Origin of the sequence: Nocardia sp. NPDC058633, from assembly GCF_042717045.1 — a bacterium.
Classification (GTDB): Bacteria; Actinomycetota; Actinomycetes; order Mycobacteriales; family Mycobacteriaceae; genus Nocardia.
Window position 1 is genome coordinate 124,686 of record NZ_JBHXRA010000016.1, and the last position, 15,054, is coordinate 139,739.

15 protein-coding genes are annotated in these 15,054 nt (G+C 66.6%); 6 read left to right on the forward strand and 9 right to left on the reverse strand.

Features of this window, described 5'->3' with window-relative positions; genetic code table 11:
* Positions 1 to 62: 62 nt before the first annotated feature.
* Together ACFWUR_RS21825 and ACFWUR_RS21830 are read right to left on the reverse strand one after the other, a co-directional pair.
* Entirely contained in the window at positions 63 to 842 is a 780-nt protein-coding gene (locus tag ACFWUR_RS21825) for a decaprenylphospho-beta-D-erythro-pentofuranosid-2-ulose 2-reductase (RefSeq protein ID WP_378909155.1), read from the reverse strand.
* A complete protein-coding gene (locus ACFWUR_RS21830; RefSeq protein WP_378909245.1) occupies positions 839 to 2,254 on the reverse strand; it encodes an FAD-binding protein in 1,416 nt (471 codons plus the stop codon). Before ACFWUR_RS21830 ends, ACFWUR_RS21825 begins: the two co-directional genes overlap by 4 nt.
* Positions 2,255 to 2,322: 68 nt before the next feature.
* Between ACFWUR_RS21830 and ACFWUR_RS21835 the strand changes: the two genes are divergently transcribed.
* The gene (locus ACFWUR_RS21835) at positions 2,323 to 2,778 is read left to right on the forward strand and encodes a GtrA family protein (protein WP_378909156.1); all 456 of its coding nucleotides are present in this window, start codon (positions 2,323 to 2,325) and stop codon (positions 2,776 to 2,778) included.
* A 1-nt stretch (position 2,779) separates the two neighbouring features.
* On the opposite strand, the gene ACFWUR_RS21840 is transcribed toward ACFWUR_RS21835, so the two are convergent.
* The 3 genes from ACFWUR_RS21840 to ACFWUR_RS21850 form a co-directional block, all read right to left on the reverse strand.
* The gene (locus ACFWUR_RS21840; protein WP_378909157.1) at positions 2,780 to 3,403 is read right to left on the reverse strand and encodes a pyridoxamine 5'-phosphate oxidase family protein; all 624 of its coding nucleotides are present in this window, start codon (positions 3,401 to 3,403) and stop codon (positions 2,780 to 2,782) included.
* A 169-nt stretch (positions 3,404 to 3,572) separates the two neighbouring features.
* Positions 3,573 to 5,732, reverse strand: coding sequence for a molybdopterin oxidoreductase family protein (locus ACFWUR_RS21845; protein WP_378909158.1), 2,160 nt, complete (start codon positions 5,730 to 5,732; stop codon positions 3,573 to 3,575).
* Positions 5,733 to 5,839: 107 nt separating this feature from the next.
* The gene (locus ACFWUR_RS21850) at positions 5,840 to 6,331 is read right to left on the reverse strand and encodes a hypothetical protein (RefSeq protein WP_378909159.1); all 492 of its coding nucleotides are present in this window, start codon (positions 6,329 to 6,331) and stop codon (positions 5,840 to 5,842) included.
* 192 nt (positions 6,332 to 6,523) lie between these two features.
* On the opposite strand from ACFWUR_RS21850, the gene ACFWUR_RS21855 reads away from it, so the two are divergent.
* The gene (locus tag ACFWUR_RS21855; RefSeq protein WP_378909161.1) at positions 6,524 to 7,108 is read left to right on the forward strand and encodes a DUF4282 domain-containing protein; all 585 of its coding nucleotides are present in this window, start codon (positions 6,524 to 6,526) and stop codon (positions 7,106 to 7,108) included.
* Positions 7,109 to 7,231: 123 nt separating this feature from the next.
* A complete protein-coding gene (locus ACFWUR_RS21860; RefSeq protein ID WP_378909162.1) occupies positions 7,232 to 8,077 on the forward strand; it encodes a helix-turn-helix domain-containing protein in 846 nt (281 codons plus the stop codon).
* On the opposite strand, the gene ACFWUR_RS21865 is transcribed toward ACFWUR_RS21860, so the two are convergent.
* Positions 8,061 to 8,483, reverse strand: coding sequence for a MarR family winged helix-turn-helix transcriptional regulator (locus ACFWUR_RS21865; protein ID WP_378909163.1), 423 nt, complete (start codon positions 8,481 to 8,483; stop codon positions 8,061 to 8,063). The genes ACFWUR_RS21860 and ACFWUR_RS21865 overlap by 17 nt on opposite strands.
* An 85-nt stretch (positions 8,484 to 8,568) precedes the next feature.
* Here ACFWUR_RS21865 and ACFWUR_RS21870 point away from each other — a divergent pair, with 85 nt between their 5' ends.
* Positions 8,569 to 10,047: an MFS transporter gene (locus ACFWUR_RS21870; protein WP_378909165.1), complete on the forward strand. Its 1,479-nt coding sequence runs from the start codon at positions 8,569 to 8,571 to the stop codon at positions 10,045 to 10,047.
* Between the two features lie 60 nt (positions 10,048 to 10,107).
* Here ACFWUR_RS21870 and ACFWUR_RS21875 read toward each other — a convergent pair whose 3' ends face one another.
* Both ACFWUR_RS21875 and rfbA read right to left on the reverse strand, forming a co-directional pair.
* Entirely contained in the window at positions 10,108 to 10,659 is a 552-nt protein-coding gene (locus tag ACFWUR_RS21875; protein WP_378909166.1) for a dTDP-4-dehydrorhamnose 3,5-epimerase family protein, read from the reverse strand.
* Positions 10,660 to 10,662: 3 nt separating this feature from the next.
* On the reverse strand, positions 10,663 to 11,535 hold the full coding sequence (gene rfbA / locus ACFWUR_RS21880) for a glucose-1-phosphate thymidylyltransferase RfbA (protein ID WP_378909168.1): 873 nt from the start codon (positions 11,533 to 11,535) through the stop codon (positions 10,663 to 10,665).
* Positions 11,536 to 11,778: 243 nt separating this feature from the next.
* On the opposite strand from rfbA, the gene ACFWUR_RS21885 reads away from it, so the two are divergent.
* Positions 11,779 to 12,825 (forward strand): alpha/beta hydrolase, encoded by a 1,047-nt coding sequence (locus tag ACFWUR_RS21885; protein ID WP_378909169.1) that lies wholly within the window; start codon positions 11,779 to 11,781, stop codon positions 12,823 to 12,825.
* Positions 12,826 to 13,001: 176 nt separating this feature from the next.
* Here the strand turns inward: ACFWUR_RS21885 and ACFWUR_RS21890 are convergent, their stop codons facing one another.
* Complete coding sequence (locus ACFWUR_RS21890) at positions 13,002 to 13,712, reverse strand: hypothetical protein (protein ID WP_378909171.1); 711 nt, start codon at positions 13,710 to 13,712, stop codon at positions 13,002 to 13,004.
* 325 nt (positions 13,713 to 14,037) lie between these two features.
* On the opposite strand from ACFWUR_RS21890, the gene rfbB reads away from it, so the two are divergent.
* On the forward strand, positions 14,038 to 15,039 hold the full coding sequence (gene rfbB, locus ACFWUR_RS21895; protein ID WP_378909173.1) for a dTDP-glucose 4,6-dehydratase: 1,002 nt from the start codon (positions 14,038 to 14,040) through the stop codon (positions 15,037 to 15,039).
* Positions 15,040 to 15,054 lie beyond the last annotated feature (15 nt).

Sequence of the window (15,054 nt, forward strand, 5' to 3'; positions counted from 1 at the left end):
GAGCCGCGACGCAGAACTGCCGCACCATCCGGGGATGATGCGGCAGTCCGACACGCAGACGATCAGATCGGGAGCTTGCGGAAGATCGGGCGCGGCACGTGGCGCAGGGCCGACATCAGGAAGCGGGCCTCGTTCGGGGCCCACACGATTTCGGTGCCCTTCTCCGAGGCGGCGACCGCGAGACGAGCGACGTCTTCCGGGTCGACGGTGAGCGGGGCTTCCTTGGAGCCGGTGGCTTCCCAGTGGGCCTTGGTCGCCGAGGTACGCACCTGCATCGGGCGGATGACGGTGACGCGCGGACCGTGGGGGCGCAGCGCCTCGCCGAGGCCGAGGTAGAAGCCGTCGAGGCCGGCCTTGGTGGAGCCGTAGACGAAGTTGGAGCGGCGAACGCGCTCGCCCGCCACCGACGACATCACGATGATCCGGCCGTGGCCCTGAGCCTTGAACTTGTCGCCCACCAGCACGCCCACCGACACACCGGCGGTGTAGTTGATGCCGACGGTCATGACCGCCTTGCGCTGGTTCTGCCACAGCTCCTCGGCGTCACCGAGCACACCGAACGCCACGATCGCGACATCGACGTCACCCGCGGCGAACGCCGAATCGACGACCTTCGGGTGCGAGTCGGTGTCGAGCGCGTCGAAGTCGATGACGTCGACCTGGGTCGCACCGGCGGCCTTCAGCGTGGTGACGGCGTTCTCGAGCAGCGGATCGCCGGGCAGGTTCGCCAGGATGATCCGGGCCGGGCTCTTGCTCAGGTACTCGGCGCAGATCGCGAGACCGATCTCGGAGGTGCCACCGAAGAGCAGGATGGTCTGCGGGTTGCCAACTGCGTTGATCACTGGAGTTCCAGCCTCCTGGCCATATCGGACATGAACACGCCATTCGGGTCGACGCTGCGGCGGACCTTGATCCACTCGTCGATCCGCGGGTACATCTTGTGGAAAGCCTCGGCGGACGTGCGCGAGTCCTTCGCGGTGTAGAGCCGTCCGCCGAACTCCATCACGCGCCGGTCCAGATCGGTGACCAGCTCGTTGAGGCCCTTTTTGATCGGGAAGTCGACGCAGATGTTCCAGCCCGGCATCGGGAAGCTCAACGGCGCCTGGTTACCCGGGCCGAACAGCTTGAACACATTCAGCGCCGAGTAGTGCCCGGAAGCCTGAATGTCGATGATGATCCGCTTGAACTCCTCGACGGCCTCGGTCGGCACCACGAACTGGTACTGCAGGAAGCCGTTGGAGCCGTAGCCCCGGTTCCACTCCGAGATCATGTCGAGCGGGTGGTAGAACTGCGTCAGATTCTGCACCTTGCCGGTGTAGTTCCCGCCCATGGCGTAGTACGCCTCACCGACGGCCGACAGCGTCAGCTTGTTCATGGTGAAGTTCGGGAAGATGTCCGGCACCGTCATCAAGTGGGGCGCGTCGAACGCGAGCGGCTTCTTCTGCAGCTTCTTGGGCAGCTCATCGAGCTTGGCGAGGCGGCCCCGGGTGATCGTGCTGCGACCGAGCTTGGGCAGCGGACTGATCACGTCGAACCACGCGCTCGAGTAGGTGTAGTTCGCTTCGCTGCCGTCGCTGTGCGCCGCGATGGTCTCGTCCAGCGTCGAGGTCTTGACACCGTCGTTGAGGAAGTACGCGGTCTCCGTGGGCGCCATCTCGATGGTGGCCCGCAGGATGATGCCGGTCAGCCCGTTGCCACCGACAGTCGCCCAGAACAGCTCGGCATCGGCGGTCGGCGAGATCGTGCGCACCGAACCGTCGGCGGTGAGCAGGTCGATCGAGCGGACGTGGTTGCCGAAGCTGCCCTCGCTGTGGTGGTTCTTGCCGTGGATATCGGAGGCGATGGCGCCGCCGATGGTCACCTGGCGAGTACCGGGTAGCACGGGAACCCATAGGCCGAACGGCAGCGCGGCCTTCATCAACTGGTCCAGGCTCACGCCGCCGTCCACCTCGACCATGCGGGAGTCGCGGTCGATGCGGTGGATGCGGTTGAGCGCGGGCATGTCGATGACGAGCCCGCCCGCGTTCTGGGCGTGGTCGCCGTACGAGCGGCCGAGGCCACGCGCGATCACGCCGCGTCGCAGATGCGCCGGCTTGGAATCGTTGTCCTGCGCGACCATGCTCACGGCCTTGGCGATCAGTTCCGGATCGCCGGTCGAGAGCACTTCTGCGGAGGTGGGTGCGGTGCGACCCCAACCGGTGAGCGTGCGGGTGCGCGTGGGGAGCGCGAACGCAGCGTCGGCGGTGGTCGAAATCTTCTCAGACATCGGCTTAGAGGCTACATGCATGGCATGACAGGGCGCTGGTCTCGTACTCTTCTCACGTGCAAGCCCAACCGCATCTGCCGCTGCCCGCCGAAATTCCCCTGGTCGACGAGCCCGGCGGGACCGATGTCGACCTCAAGACGCAGATCGTGCGGTTCACGCTGACCGGCGGTTTCTCCGCTGTCGTCGACTTCGGCCTGCTCACCCTGCTGTCGAATGTGCTCGGTTTGCCCGAGATCCTCGCCAAGGCGATCAGCTTCGTCGCGGGCACGACCACCGCGTACCTGATCAACCGCCGCTGGACGTTCAACGCCGAGCCGAGCAGGGCGCGGTTCCTCGCGGTGGTGGCGCTGTACGCGGTGACCTTCGCCGTGCAGGTCGGGATCTACGCGCTGCTGTACTTCGCGCTCGCCGACGAATGGTGGCGCCAGCCCCTCGCGTTCGTCGTCGCGCAGGGCACCGCAACCGTCATCAACTTCGTCGTGCAGCGTGTGGTGATCTTCAAGATCAGGTAGGTCAGCCTGCCTTGGCCTCGACATGCTGTCGGCCCGCCTTGACGCCGAAGTAGTCGCCACCCTTGGCTCGCACGTTGTCGGTGCCCCATTCGCGCTGGTCACGCGCGACCGGCACCATCTGCGGAATGTGCTTGCGGCAGTGGATATAGGCCTCCTCGACATCGACGACGACCCATACCTGCGAGGTCTTTCCCCGCTCTGCCGGTGGTAGATCGGTGACGGTGCCGCGCAGTTCGCTGTCGGCGACCATGCGGGCTTTCCCGTTGATGTGCAGGCCGATGAGGTCGCGAACGAAGTCGATCATCAAGATCCCGACGTGCGGGTTCTCGAGGAGATTGCCCAGGCTGGCCATCACCCCGTTACCTCGATACTCGGGGTACGCAATCGTGCGATCGTCGATCACGTGCAGGAATCCGGGGGTTCCCGCCCGGAAGCTGGAGTCACATTCGCCGTGCGAATCGGAGGTGGCGATGAAGGCCATGTCCATCCGGGCGACGAAATCGACCATCGTGGGATTCAGGTAGTCGATCACCTGGTCGTCGTAGAACCGCTCGGCCCTGTCGGTGGTGCCCAACGTGTCCTGTAGCTCGTGTTCTCCGTCGCTGCCGACGAATTTTTCGGGCATCGGGCCCCCTCTGCTAGCCGTACCGGTTGATGCGGGCTTCTAGCCGAAACCCCCGCTGTGACCGCAATCTCACCCAGTCTAGGGGACTCTCACCAACAGCGGGGCGTGTCCATTGTTGCGAACGAAATGAATGCGGGGTTTGCGCAATGGTTTCCGGATCGCCGACCGATCAGGCCGGACCTACCGTCACCGGCACTCCGTTGAACACCGCGGTGCCGCTCACCTCGTCGACCACCGAATCATCGGTCAACACATTGGCATTCACCCCGGCGTGCGCCCGCGCGACCGTCTGGGTGGTGCTCGCGCCGTGGCCCCACCCGTGCGGCAGGCTCACCACGCCGGGCATGATCGCCGGTGTCAGCTCCACTTGCACCGTCAACGATCCGGCCGCGGAGGTGATCTCGGCCTGCTCGCCGAGGCCGAGCCGAGACGCGTCGTCGGGGTGGACCTGCAGCGTGCAGCGGTTGGAGCCGCCGACCAGGCCGGCGATGTTGTGCATCCAGCTGTTGTTGGAGCGCAGCTGACGTCGTCCGATCAGCACCATCGCCGGCGCGGTGCTCGCCAGTCCGGCGCGCAGGCGCGTCACGTCCGCCAGCAGTTGCGGCGGTGCCAGCTCGACCCGCTTCGACGCGGTGCGCAGCGCACCGGGCAGCCGGGGTCGCAGCGGGCCGAGGTCGATGCCGTGTGAGTTGTCGAGCAGGGTTTTCAAGCTCAGTTCGCCGCCGTTCCACGCGCCGTAGGGCCCGAGCTTGAGCATCAGGTCCAGGCGCTGTTCGGTGGTGTTCGCGCCGGTCAGTTCCTCGCGGCGTTCGCTCATGTCGGCCTTGTGCAAGGTGGCGGCGATGACGAGTTCGTCGACCATCGCGATCGCGCTGTCCGCGCCCGTCCCGGCATGCGGCTGACCACTCACCGCGGCCGCGAGACGGGCCACCACGGCCGATTCCGACGGCCGCTCGCCCAGCGGGACCAGCGGCGGCGAGTAGCGCGCGTAGTTGCGCACCGCGAATTGCAGTAGCGCGAAGTCGAAGTGCGGTGACTGCACCGAGCGCGGCGGCGGCAGGATCACGTTCGCGTGCCTGGTGGTCTCGTTGACGTAGCGATCCACACTGACCATGAAGTCCAGCCCGGCCAAGCCCTTGTCCAGCCGCGCACCACTCGGCGCGGACAGCACGGGGTTGCCCGCCACCGTCACCAGCGCCCTGATCTGGCCTTCCCCGGGAGTTGCGATCTCGTCGGCGAGGGTGGCGACGGGCAGCTCGCCCATCGACTCGGGCAGCCCGCGGACCCGGCTGGTCCAGCGGCCGAGCCGGAAGGGCTTGCTGCGCCGCACTCCGCCTGCCGCCGCGTCGGCGAACATGGCGCCGCCGGGGGAGTCGAGGTTGCCGGTGAGCGTGTTGACGGTGTCGACCAGCCACTGGGTGAGCGTGCCGAACTCGGCGGTGCAGGTGCCGATCCGCGCGTAGACGGCAGACGTGGGCGCGGCGGCGAGTTCGCGGGCCAGCGTGCGGATGGTGTCGGCGGGGACGCCGGTGCGCTGCGCCACCGCCTCGGGCGGGAAGTCCAGGGCGGCCTCGCGCAGGTCGTCGAGCCCGGCGACGTCGATGCGCACATCGGTCAAACCCTCGTCGAACAGCGTGTGCACGACCCCGAACAGCAGATACGCGTCGGAACCCGGGCGGATGAACAGGTGCTGATCGGCGAGTGCGGCGGTTCTGGTTTCTCGCGGGTCGACCACGACCAGCTTGCCCCCGCGAGCCCGCAGCGCCTTCAAGCGCCCGGGGAAGTCCGGCGCGGTGCACAGCGATCCGTTGGACTCGAGCGGATTGGCGCCGAGCATCAGCAGGAAATCGGTGCGGTCCAGATCCGGAACCGGGACCGTGAGCGGGTCGCCGAACATGAGCCCGGCCGCGACCTGCTTGGGCATCTGATCGGCGGAGCTCGCGGTGTAGATGTGGCGGGTGCTCAACGCGCGGATCAGGGCGGGCACGTAGAGGGCGCCCGCGACGGTATGCGCGTTGGGATTGCCCAGGTACACGGCGGTCGAGCCGGTGGGGAGCTCGGCGAACGCCGCGGCGATCAGGTCGAATGCCTCGTCCCAGCTCGCGGGGCGGAAGCCGGAGCCCTCGCGGATCAGCGGGGTGCTGACCAGGTCGGGGTCGTCGTCGAGCTTGCCGAAGCTGGCGCCCTTCGGGCACAGGAAGCCCTTGCTGAACGGATCGTCGCGATCACCGCGCACCGACAGCACCCTGTCGTCGTCGTCGAGGGTGATCGCGAGACCGCAGACGGCCTCACAGAGCGGACAGGTTCGAAGCAGCGAACGCGGAGCCATATCTCATGCTTACGCCCACCGGGCCGGGCTGCGGCCGGAAACGCCGAAAACCCGCGAGCTGCGACGTCGGGGAGCGTCGCGGATCGCGGGTTTCGGGAGGTTCGGTCTCAGCTGGCCAGGGTCAGCGTGGTGCGCTTGCCGGTCTGCTTGCGTGCCATCGCCGAGCGCACAGCCGCGCCGAGGGCGACGACCGGCGGGATCCAGCGAGCTTCGGTGGGAGCGACACCCCAGGAGGCGCTGCCCGCGGCCAGCTGGGTCGGCGGCAGCGGGATGCTGGCACCGTCGGTGTGCACGATGACGCCTGCCTCACGCATGGCCTCGATCGCCATGGTGGCCTTGCCGACGCCGGTGACCAGGTGGATCTCGCGACGCTCCTGGCCCGGGATCTCGATTACGGGGCCGGACAGGTTGTTGGCGCGCAGGAAGCGGCGGACCTCGCCCGCCATCTCGCCGATGATCTCGATGGCCGAGACATCGTCGTCGGTGATCAAGCACAGGCCGTTGGTTGTTTCGGCAACCGTCCATCCACGCGCGGCGTACTCCTGCGCGGCGGCACCTCTGTCGGCGGCCGTAGTGGTGGTCGGAAACGTCGTGCGCACTGTGTTCTCCATTCCCCGAAGAGCTCTGTTCCTGCGTTCATGGGCGTATCGGTGCGGGGTAGTCGACTTGTTACGCGATTGCCGAAAAATATTCGAGAGTGTCTCCTACGTCTCAGTCCGATAACCTTCGCTATCGCAGGTACGGGGTCGCCGAGGTTGGCGTAGGGGCCGAAAGCGGGCAGGATTCGGGCCATGACCGAAGCGCCGGGCACCCCTGAGTCGAACGACGAGGACGCGCAGGAGTTCGAAGCCGAATCCCGTTGGCTGTCTTGGAAAGAGACCGACGGCAAGCGGCCGACGCGTGCCGACGAGGCTTCCTACGAGGCGGACCTGGCTCGCGACGCGGGGTTCGACGAGCCGTTCCGCAGCACCGGTTCGGCCAAACAGTGGGCCGCCGAGGCGGGCCGTTCCCTGCTCGACGTGCAGTTCCGCAGGCCCGCGACCAGGACATTGCTGCCGCTGGCCTACGTGTTGGGCGTCGTCTCCTTCGGGATCGGCCTGCCGATCGCGCTCACGGTGCTGATGTGGAAGACCTCCGCTGTACTCGGGGTGCTCACCATGCTGGTGGCCGTTCCGTTGGGGCTCACCATCGCCGCCTCGGTTCGCCTGATGCTCGAATTCGCCGACAACGCGGCCCGGTTGGCAGGCCGGGTCGAACACATCAGTGACCTGGCCGACGGCCTGTTCCAGGCGTTGTCCGATGTCGCCGAGCCGGTGAACCAGCTCTCCGAAGATGTTCGAGCAGTGCAGTTCTGGCGGTTCAGGAAGAAAAAATAGGTCTTGCGCGGTGTCCGATTCATTGTGAAATGATCCGTACGCAGATCCGGCGGTATGTCGGCTGCGTAGGGCGGTCTCCGAAAGTTCTGTCCGGAGACCGGAGTTCGGATACAGGGGGGAAATATGGCTTCACCACAGGGCGTCACGGGGTCCACGATGCCGCGCAGGCAGTTGGGCAGGCACTTACGTGACCTGCGCAATCGAGCGCGGATGACGACGAGAACCGCGGCGGCGCAGCTGGAGTGGTCGGAAGCGAAGATCTGGCGGATCGAAACGGGGCAGACGTCGTTGCGCAGCCTCGACGTCGAGGCCATGTGCAAGGTGTACGGCGCGCCGGCCGACCTGGTCGAACCGCTGGCCGCGTTGGCTCGCGAAACCAAAGCCAGGGGTTGGTGGACGAGCTACGGCGACGTGATCGCGGAGGGATTCGAGGTCTACATCGGGCTGGAGGAGGCCGCGTCGGGGCTGTCGCTCTACGCGGACGGCGCGGTTCCGGCGCTGTTGCAGACCGAAGACTACGCGAAAGCGTTGCTCGAGCAGGCGATTCCCGAGCTGACCGAGGCGGAGCTCGAGCGCAGGCTGCGGGTGTTGGCCGCCAGGCAGGCCCTGATCAGCAGGGCCGACACCCCGTTGCGACTGGACGTGGTGCTGGCCGAGTCGGTGCTCACCCGCACCATCGGCGACGACCGCGTGCGCGCGGGCCAGCTCGCGCGATTACGGGAGCTGGCCGAGCGTGAAACGGTGCGCATCCGGGTGGTTCCGGCCGATTCCGGCTATCACGCCGGCCTCGAGTCGGGCAGGTTCGTGATCCTGGATTTCGGGGTCGACGATTCGGTGGATCGACCGGAACCGCCGGTGGTCTACGTGGAAACCCTCGCCGGCAGCACCTATCTGGACAAATCGGTCGAATGTGACCGTTACCGGCGTGCGTTCACCGAGATCACCGTGGCGGCTACGGGCACTTTGTAGGACTGTCCCAGGAGCCGGCGAGCACCGAACGGTGGGTGGGCAGGGCGCGGTCGTAGACCTGCCTGCCCTTCTCGGTGAGATGCACGAAGATCGCGCGGCGGTCGAGATCGCACATGCTGCGTTCGACGAGGCCGTCGCGTTCGAGCCGGGCCACGGCGCGCGAGAGCGCGCTCTGGCTCAGGTAGATGTCTCGGGCCAGCTCCGTCATGCGGTACTTCTGACACGCTGCGTCGACCAGTCTGTCGAGGGTCTCGAATTCGCTGAGACCGATCTCGTGGTCGTTTTGGAGCGCCTTCTCCAGCGCGCAGCTCACGGCGGCATGCCGATCGAGCAGTTCGCGCCACTGACCGACCAGCTCGGTGGGCGCCTCGTTGCGCCGAGCTGATGTGACGGCCGGGTTCGACATGGCCCCATCCTAGTGGTGCACGCAAGTCTATGCAACCACAATTTATGTGTTGGCAATTAATGCGTGCGCATGTAATGTCCCTCGCATGACTTCGCCAGCTTCGCTTTCGGCCGCAGATCAGGCGACCGATCCCACCAGGTGGCCCCTCCGGCTCTGGGGCATGCTGATCACTCTGTGCATCGTTCTTTTCCTCGACGGCCTCGACGTCTCGATGATCGGTGTCGCGCTGCCGTCCATCGGCGCCGAACTCGATCTGTCCACCTCCACCCTGCAGTGGCTCGTCAGCGGCTACATCCTCGGCTACGGCGGCCTGCTGCTGCTGGGCGGACGCACCGCCGACCTGCTCGGCCGCCGCAAGGTCTTCCTCATCGCACTCGCGGTGTTCGCCGTCGCCTCGCTCGTCGGCGGCCTGGTGAGCGACCCCGCGCTCCTGATCGCCACCCGTTTCATCAAGGGCCTGGCCGCCGCGTTCACCGCGCCGACCGGTCTGTCGATCATCACCACCACCTTCGCCGAAGGAAAAGCGCGCAACAAGGCGCTGTCGATCTACACCGTCTTCGGTGCGGGCGGCTACTCCATGGGTCTGCTGTTCGGTGGCCTGATGACCGGCGTCGGCTGGCGCTGGACCTTCCTACTGCCCGTCCCGATCGCCGTGGCCGCCCTGATCGCCGCGTTCGCGCTGGTGCCAAAGGACGGTAAGGCCGAAGAAGGCGGACACGATCTACTCGGTGCGCTCCTGTCCACCGCGGGCATGCTGTTGCTGGTCTACACCGTGGTCACCGCGCCGGAAGTCGGGTGGGCCTCTGTGCGCACCGTCGGGTCGTTCCTCGCCGTGATCGCCCTGTTCGCCGCGTTCGTCATCACCGAACAGCGCGTGAAGCACCCGCTGGTTCGACTCGGCATCCTGCGCAAGGCCACGCTCGTGCGAGCCAGCCTGGCCATCATCGCGGTCGCCGGCTCCTACTTCTCCTGGCAGTTCATCGTCACCCTGTACATGCAGGACACCCTGGAATGGTCGGCGCTGAAGCTGGCGATGGCGCTGCTCCCGGTCGGCATCATGGTTGTCGGGTCGGCCTTCTTCTCCGAGAAGCTGATCGACCGTTTCGGCACCGGGCCGGTCATCGCGGTCACCCTGAGCGTGATGGCGATCGGCTACCTGCTGTTCCTGCGGCTGGACACCGCGCCCGACTACTGGACCATGCTGCTGCCCGCCATCTTGCTGATCGGCATCGGCTGGGTCGGGTTCCCGGCCATCAATGTGCAGGCCACGAGCGGTATCGACGACGACGAGCAGGGTCTCGCGGCCGGTGTGCTGCAGACCTCCATGCAGGTCGGTGCGGCCATCGTGCTCGCGGTGACCACCGCCATCGTCACCTCCGGTGGGCACGTCACGAGCGCGACTCCGCAGCAGATGCTCGACGCCTACCGACCGGGCCTGGAGTTCGCGGCGGGTGTCACCATCGTCGGCGCACTGGTCGCGCTGACGGTCTTCCTGCCCCGGTTCCGCAAGCCGACGGAGGTCCTGCCGGTCGTGGAGGCGAAGGTTCTCGAACCGGTCGCCTGATCGGACAACGCGCGACGGCACCACCTCGGCCAGGTGGTGCCGTCGCGCGTTTCACGTGAATCAGGCGGAGAACTTCGGCGCTGCTTCGTCTTTCGCCGAGCGAATGTAGGTCAACGCGCGACCGTCTCTGCCCTCGGTCGGCCAGTCGATTCCGAGTCGTGGATCGAAAGCGTCCATATCCCTGTCGAATTCGGGGGAGTACTCGAGCGAGCACTGATAGGTCACCGTGGACTGGTCCTCCAGCGAGAGAATGGCGTGGCCGAGGCCCTCGGACAGGAACACCGAGCGGCGGGACACGTCGTCGAGCAGCACGCTGTCCCACCGGCCGTAGGTGGGCGAGGCGGGCCGCAGGTCGACCACCACGTCGAGGAACGCACCGCGCACACAGGTCACATACTTGGCCTGGCCGGGCGGATCGTCGGTGTAGTGGATACCGCGCAGTACCCCGGCCGCCGAGACCGAGGTGTTCACCTGGTGCAGCTCGAACGCCCGCCCGGTGGCTTTCTCGAACTCCGAGGCCTTGAACGACTCACAGAACATGCCGCGGTCGTCGCCGAGCAGACGTGGCGTCACCACCCAGGCGCCGGGGATGGCCAGTTCACGAAACTCCATGCGCTACCAGTCTTTTCCTCGGTCGATCAGGTCGAGCAGGTAGCGGCCGTAGCCCGAACGCACCATCGGCTCGGCGAGCTTGCACAGCTGTTCGTCGGAGATCAGGCCGCGCCGCCACGCCACCTCCTCGGGCACGCCGATCTTGAGGCCCTGACGTTCCTCGATGGTGCGCACGTAATTGGCGGCGTCGAGCAGGGAGTCGAAGGTGCCGGTATCGAGCCACGCGGTGCCGCGTGCGAGCACGTCGACACTGAGCCGGTTCTGCTCGAGGTAGGCGCGATTGATGTCGGTGATCTCGTACTCCCCGCGCGCCGACGGCTTCAGGTCGCGGGCGATCTCGACCACGTCGTTGTCGTAGAAGTAGAGCCCGGGGATGGCGTAGTTCGAGCGCGGGACCTTCGGCTTCTCCTCGATGGAGACCGCGCGGCCGTGGTCGAACTCCACCACGCCGTAGGCCGTGGGGTCCTTCACCCAGTAGGCGAACACCGCACCGCCGTCGATGGCGTGGAAGCGTTCCAAGCTGGCACCGAGGCCGGGTCCGTGGAAGATGTTGTCGCCGAGGACCAGTGCCGCCGGTTCGGTACCGATGTGGTCGGCCCCGAGCACGAAAGCGCTGGCCAGCCCGTCGGGTTCGGGTTGCACCACATAACTGATCGCGACACCGAACTGGCTGCCGTCGCCCAGCAGGCGGGAAAACGCGTCGGCGTCCTCCGGCGTGGTGATCACCAGAATGTCGTCGATCCCTGCCAGCATGAGGGTGGACAGCGGGTAGTAGACCATGGGTTTGTCGTAGACCGGGACGAGTTGCTTGCTCACCCCGCGCGTGATCGGGTGCAACCGTGAGCCGGTGCCGCCCGCCAAGATGATTCCGCGCATAGGTGGCAAGTCTGCCAGTCCTGTCCTCCTCGGAGTCGGGGAGGTTCCGACACGTCGGCGAATTGGTCACGAAGGTTTGGTGACCGGGCGTGTCGGGCGATAACTGAGACAGACACGTCGCACATCTGATTATGTGAGCCTCGATGTGTGAAACATCACTGTGTTAGATGTCAGCGCCGACATCCGATCCGGGGGTTACGCCTGGTCAGAGGTCGACGCGCCAGCTGTAAAGGTAGGTGCGCGATGGTTGCCACGAAGATCACCGGAGTAATGGGTGGGCTCGCGCCCGTAGCCCCGATCGGCTCCGCCACCGCCAGACCCGAACCGGGCATCATCGTCAACTCCGGCCGGTCCAGCACCGCCTCGCGGGTGCTGATGGGCGCCTGCATCGGCCTGGTCGGGCCGCTGCTGCGCACCGTACCGATCAATCGGGCCACCATTCCCGTCGGAGCCGTCGCGGTGGACCTGCTCTCCCGGCTGCGACCCGATCCGCAGGGCGTCGAACGCGAGCAGATCAAGTTCGCCGGGTTCCTGATGGAAATGCTGCGCCCCGCGGGCGGCTCGCGCGCACTGCGCCACGGCGCGGTGCTCTACCTGCACGGTGGCGGGTTCGCGGTCTGCGGTCTGCGTACCCACCGGCCCATCGCGGCCGGACTGGCCAGGCGCACCGGGCTGCCCGTCCTCAATGTCGAATACCGGCAGCTGCCCGGTTCGATCGACGCCGCGATCGACGATTGTGTGCTCGCCTACCGCTGGCTGCTGCGCCACGGCGCCGACCCGGCGCGCATCGTGATCGCCGGTGATTCGGCGGGTGGGTTCCTGACCTTCGCGACCGCGATCCGCGCCCGTGAACTCGGTTTGCCGCTGCCCGCGGGCCTTGTGGGGCTGAGTCCGCTGCTCGACCTGGACTACCGGGCCAAGCAGGGGTACGTGAACGCCAGCCGGGATGCCTATATCCCGCTGTCGGGTCTGGAAGCGGTGGTGCGGCTCGGTGCCGAGCACGAGGGTCCGCTCGACCCGGCGCTGTCACCGGTGAACGCCGACCTGGCCGGGATGCCGCCCACGCTGCTCATCGCCGCCGAGGACGAACTCCTGCGCTACGACTGTGAACTGATGGCCCATCGGCTCACCGCCGCGGGCGTGCCCCACACCCTGGAACTGTGGCGCGGGCAGGTGCACGCGTTCATGAGCATTCTGCCGGGCATGCCGGAGAGCCGGTCGGCGCTGGGGCGGGTGGCGAAGTTCGTTCGTTCCGCGGTGGAACCGGCCGCGCGGGCCCGTACGGCATAGGCCACCGAACCGGCTCGGACGGTCCTGATCGCGATCGGCCGGACGAGCCGACTCGGGCCGGGGGCCTGCGGTCTCGCATGCCCCTCGGCCCTTGGCCTGGAAACACGAAAGCGGCCCCCGCTCGGATTCTCTCCGGGCCGGGGCCGCTTTCGTACAGTCCTACGTTGCCGTGAGCGTTACTTCTTGGCCGGGGGCACGAAGGGGGAGTTGATGATCCCGAAGTAGTTGACGACCTCGACGATCGCGACCGGGACGGTGATCGCGATGGTGCCGACAATGCCGAGGAAGGACGCACCCGCGGCAGCGCCGACGATGCAACCGACGACCGGACCGGCACCCAGCAGGAAGGCAACCGGAGCCGAAGCGGCGGTGCCGAGAGCGGCGCCACCGATGCAGCCGATGAGGCCGCCGATGACGGTGGTGGTCAGACCGGCCACGGTGGCGGCCAGACCGATGTTGTCCTTCATGCGGGAGTAGGCGGCCTTCTCGCGCTCGTACTCGTTCTTGAACTCGGCCTGGGCCTCGAAGGGCAGGGCGACCGGCTTGTAGACGGCCTTCTGCTCGTCGAGCTCCGGCTTCAGGGTCACGGTGCGGTCGTCGGCGACCTGGGCGGCAACCGGGAACTCGTGGTCGAAGATCTGCGTGGCGAGCGGGATGCCTGCCATCACGGTGCCGTCGTTCGCCTTGACGGTCAGCTTGCCGTTCTCGGCGACGAGCGAACCGGAGTCGGCGGTGAGCTTGAGGGTGCCCGCCTGCTCGTCGATCTCGTAGGCCAGGTTGACGGGCAGCGGAGCGGCGGCGGCCGGCTCGGCGTGGGCGGTGCCGACGGCAACGCCCATGGCAGCGATCAGCAGCGCCGAAGTGGCGGCGAATTTCCTCATCAGCATTTTGGATGAACCTCAAAGTTGGAGCGTGCGGAGGGGACTCGTAGATCAAAAGCGCTCGCAGCTAACCGGAGGTGAACCTGCTGTGACTGTTAGTTCAAGTTATGTTCACCATTGATACCCCGATGCCAGTGCGCTGATAGAAACCTGAGCGTCGACCGGGGTTTTTCTCAGGAAAACCGACTCCAAGACTTAACCTACTTACAGGTAATGTGACATAGATCACTGTGTAAATATACGCCGGGTCACAGGACAGAGACGTTCCAGCAACGCAAAACGGTCCCGCTCTCGTTACGAGGGTTCGCGGAATGCCCGTATCGTTGACCGAGTGCGAGTGCTCGTAACCGGCGGGGCCGGGTTCATCGGTGCAAATTTCGTCCAGCAGACCGTGGCCACGCGCCCGGATGTCCAGGTGACCGTGCTCGACGCGCTCACCTACGCGGGCAACCGAGCGTCGCTGGATCCGGTAGCGGATCGGATCGAATTCGTGCACGGCGATATCGCCGATCTCGATCTGGTCGACAATCTGGTCAGCGGCGTGGACGCGGTCGTGCATTTCGCGGCCGAATCCCACAACGACAATTCACTGGCCGAGCCGTGGCCGTTCGTGCAGACCAATATCGTCGGCACCTACTCGCTGCTGCAGGCCGTGCGCCGCCACGACGTGCGCTACCACCACATCTCCACCGACGAGGTCTACGGCGATCTCACCCCCGACGAGCCGGGCTTCACCGAATCCACCGCCTACAACCCGTCGAGCCCGTACTCGGCGACCAAAGCCGGCAGCGACATGCTGGTTCGCGCCTGGACCAGGTCCTTCGGTGTCCGCGCGACCCTGTCGAACTGCTCGAACAACTACGGCCCCTACCAGCACGTGGAGAAGTTCATCCCCCGCCAGATCACCAATCTGATCGACGGTGTGCGCCCGCGCCTCTACGGCGCCGGTCATCAGGTGCGCGACTGGATCCACGTCGACGACCACAATCGCGCGGTCTGGGACATCCTCGAGCGCGGCCGCACCGGCCGGACCTACCTCATCGGCGCGCAGGGCGAACTCGACAACCTCACCGTGGTCCAGCTCATTCTGCGAGCCTTCGATCGCGATCCCACGGACTTCGATCACGTGACCGACCGCCCCGGCCACGACCAGCGCTACGCCATCGACGCGAGCCTGCTGCGCTCCGAACTCGGCTGGTCACCGCGCTACGCGGACTTCCGCGCTGGCCTGGCCGACACTGTCGCCTGGTACCGCGACAACGAGCAGTGGTGGCGGCCGAAGAAGGCCGATACCGAACGCGCCTACGCGGCCGCGGGCGAAAAGACGCTGTAATTCCCCACCGTCGTC

Bases quoted from the DNA above. Each gene is read 5' to 3' on its own strand.
- ACFWUR_RS21890 (WP_378909171.1), bottom strand. From the start codon at position 13,712: ATGCTGATGAGGAAATTCGCCGCCACTTCGGCGCTGCTGATCGCTGCC.
- ACFWUR_RS21885 (WP_378909169.1), top strand. From the start codon at position 11,779: ATGGTTGCCACGAAGATCACCGGAGTAATGGGTGGGCTCGCGCCCGTA.
- ACFWUR_RS21865 (WP_378909163.1), bottom strand. From the start codon at position 8,483: ATGTCGAACCCGGCCGTCACATCAGCTCGGCGCAACGAGGCGCCCACC.
- ACFWUR_RS21870 (WP_378909165.1), top strand. From the start codon at position 8,569: ATGACTTCGCCAGCTTCGCTTTCGGCCGCAGATCAGGCGACCGATCCC.
- ACFWUR_RS21855 (WP_378909161.1), top strand. From the start codon at position 6,524: ATGACCGAAGCGCCGGGCACCCCTGAGTCGAACGACGAGGACGCGCAG.
- ACFWUR_RS21860 (WP_378909162.1), top strand. From the start codon at position 7,232: ATGGCTTCACCACAGGGCGTCACGGGGTCCACGATGCCGCGCAGGCAG.
- ACFWUR_RS21845 (WP_378909158.1), bottom strand. From the start codon at position 5,732: ATGGCTCCGCGTTCGCTGCTTCGAACCTGTCCGCTCTGTGAGGCCGTC.
- rfbA (WP_378909168.1), bottom strand. From the start codon at position 11,535: ATGCGCGGAATCATCTTGGCGGGCGGCACCGGCTCACGGTTGCACCCG.
- ACFWUR_RS21840 (WP_378909157.1), bottom strand. From the start codon at position 3,403: ATGCCCGAAAAATTCGTCGGCAGCGACGGAGAACACGAGCTACAGGAC.
- ACFWUR_RS21875 (WP_378909166.1), bottom strand. From the start codon at position 10,659: ATGGAGTTTCGTGAACTGGCCATCCCCGGCGCCTGGGTGGTGACGCCA.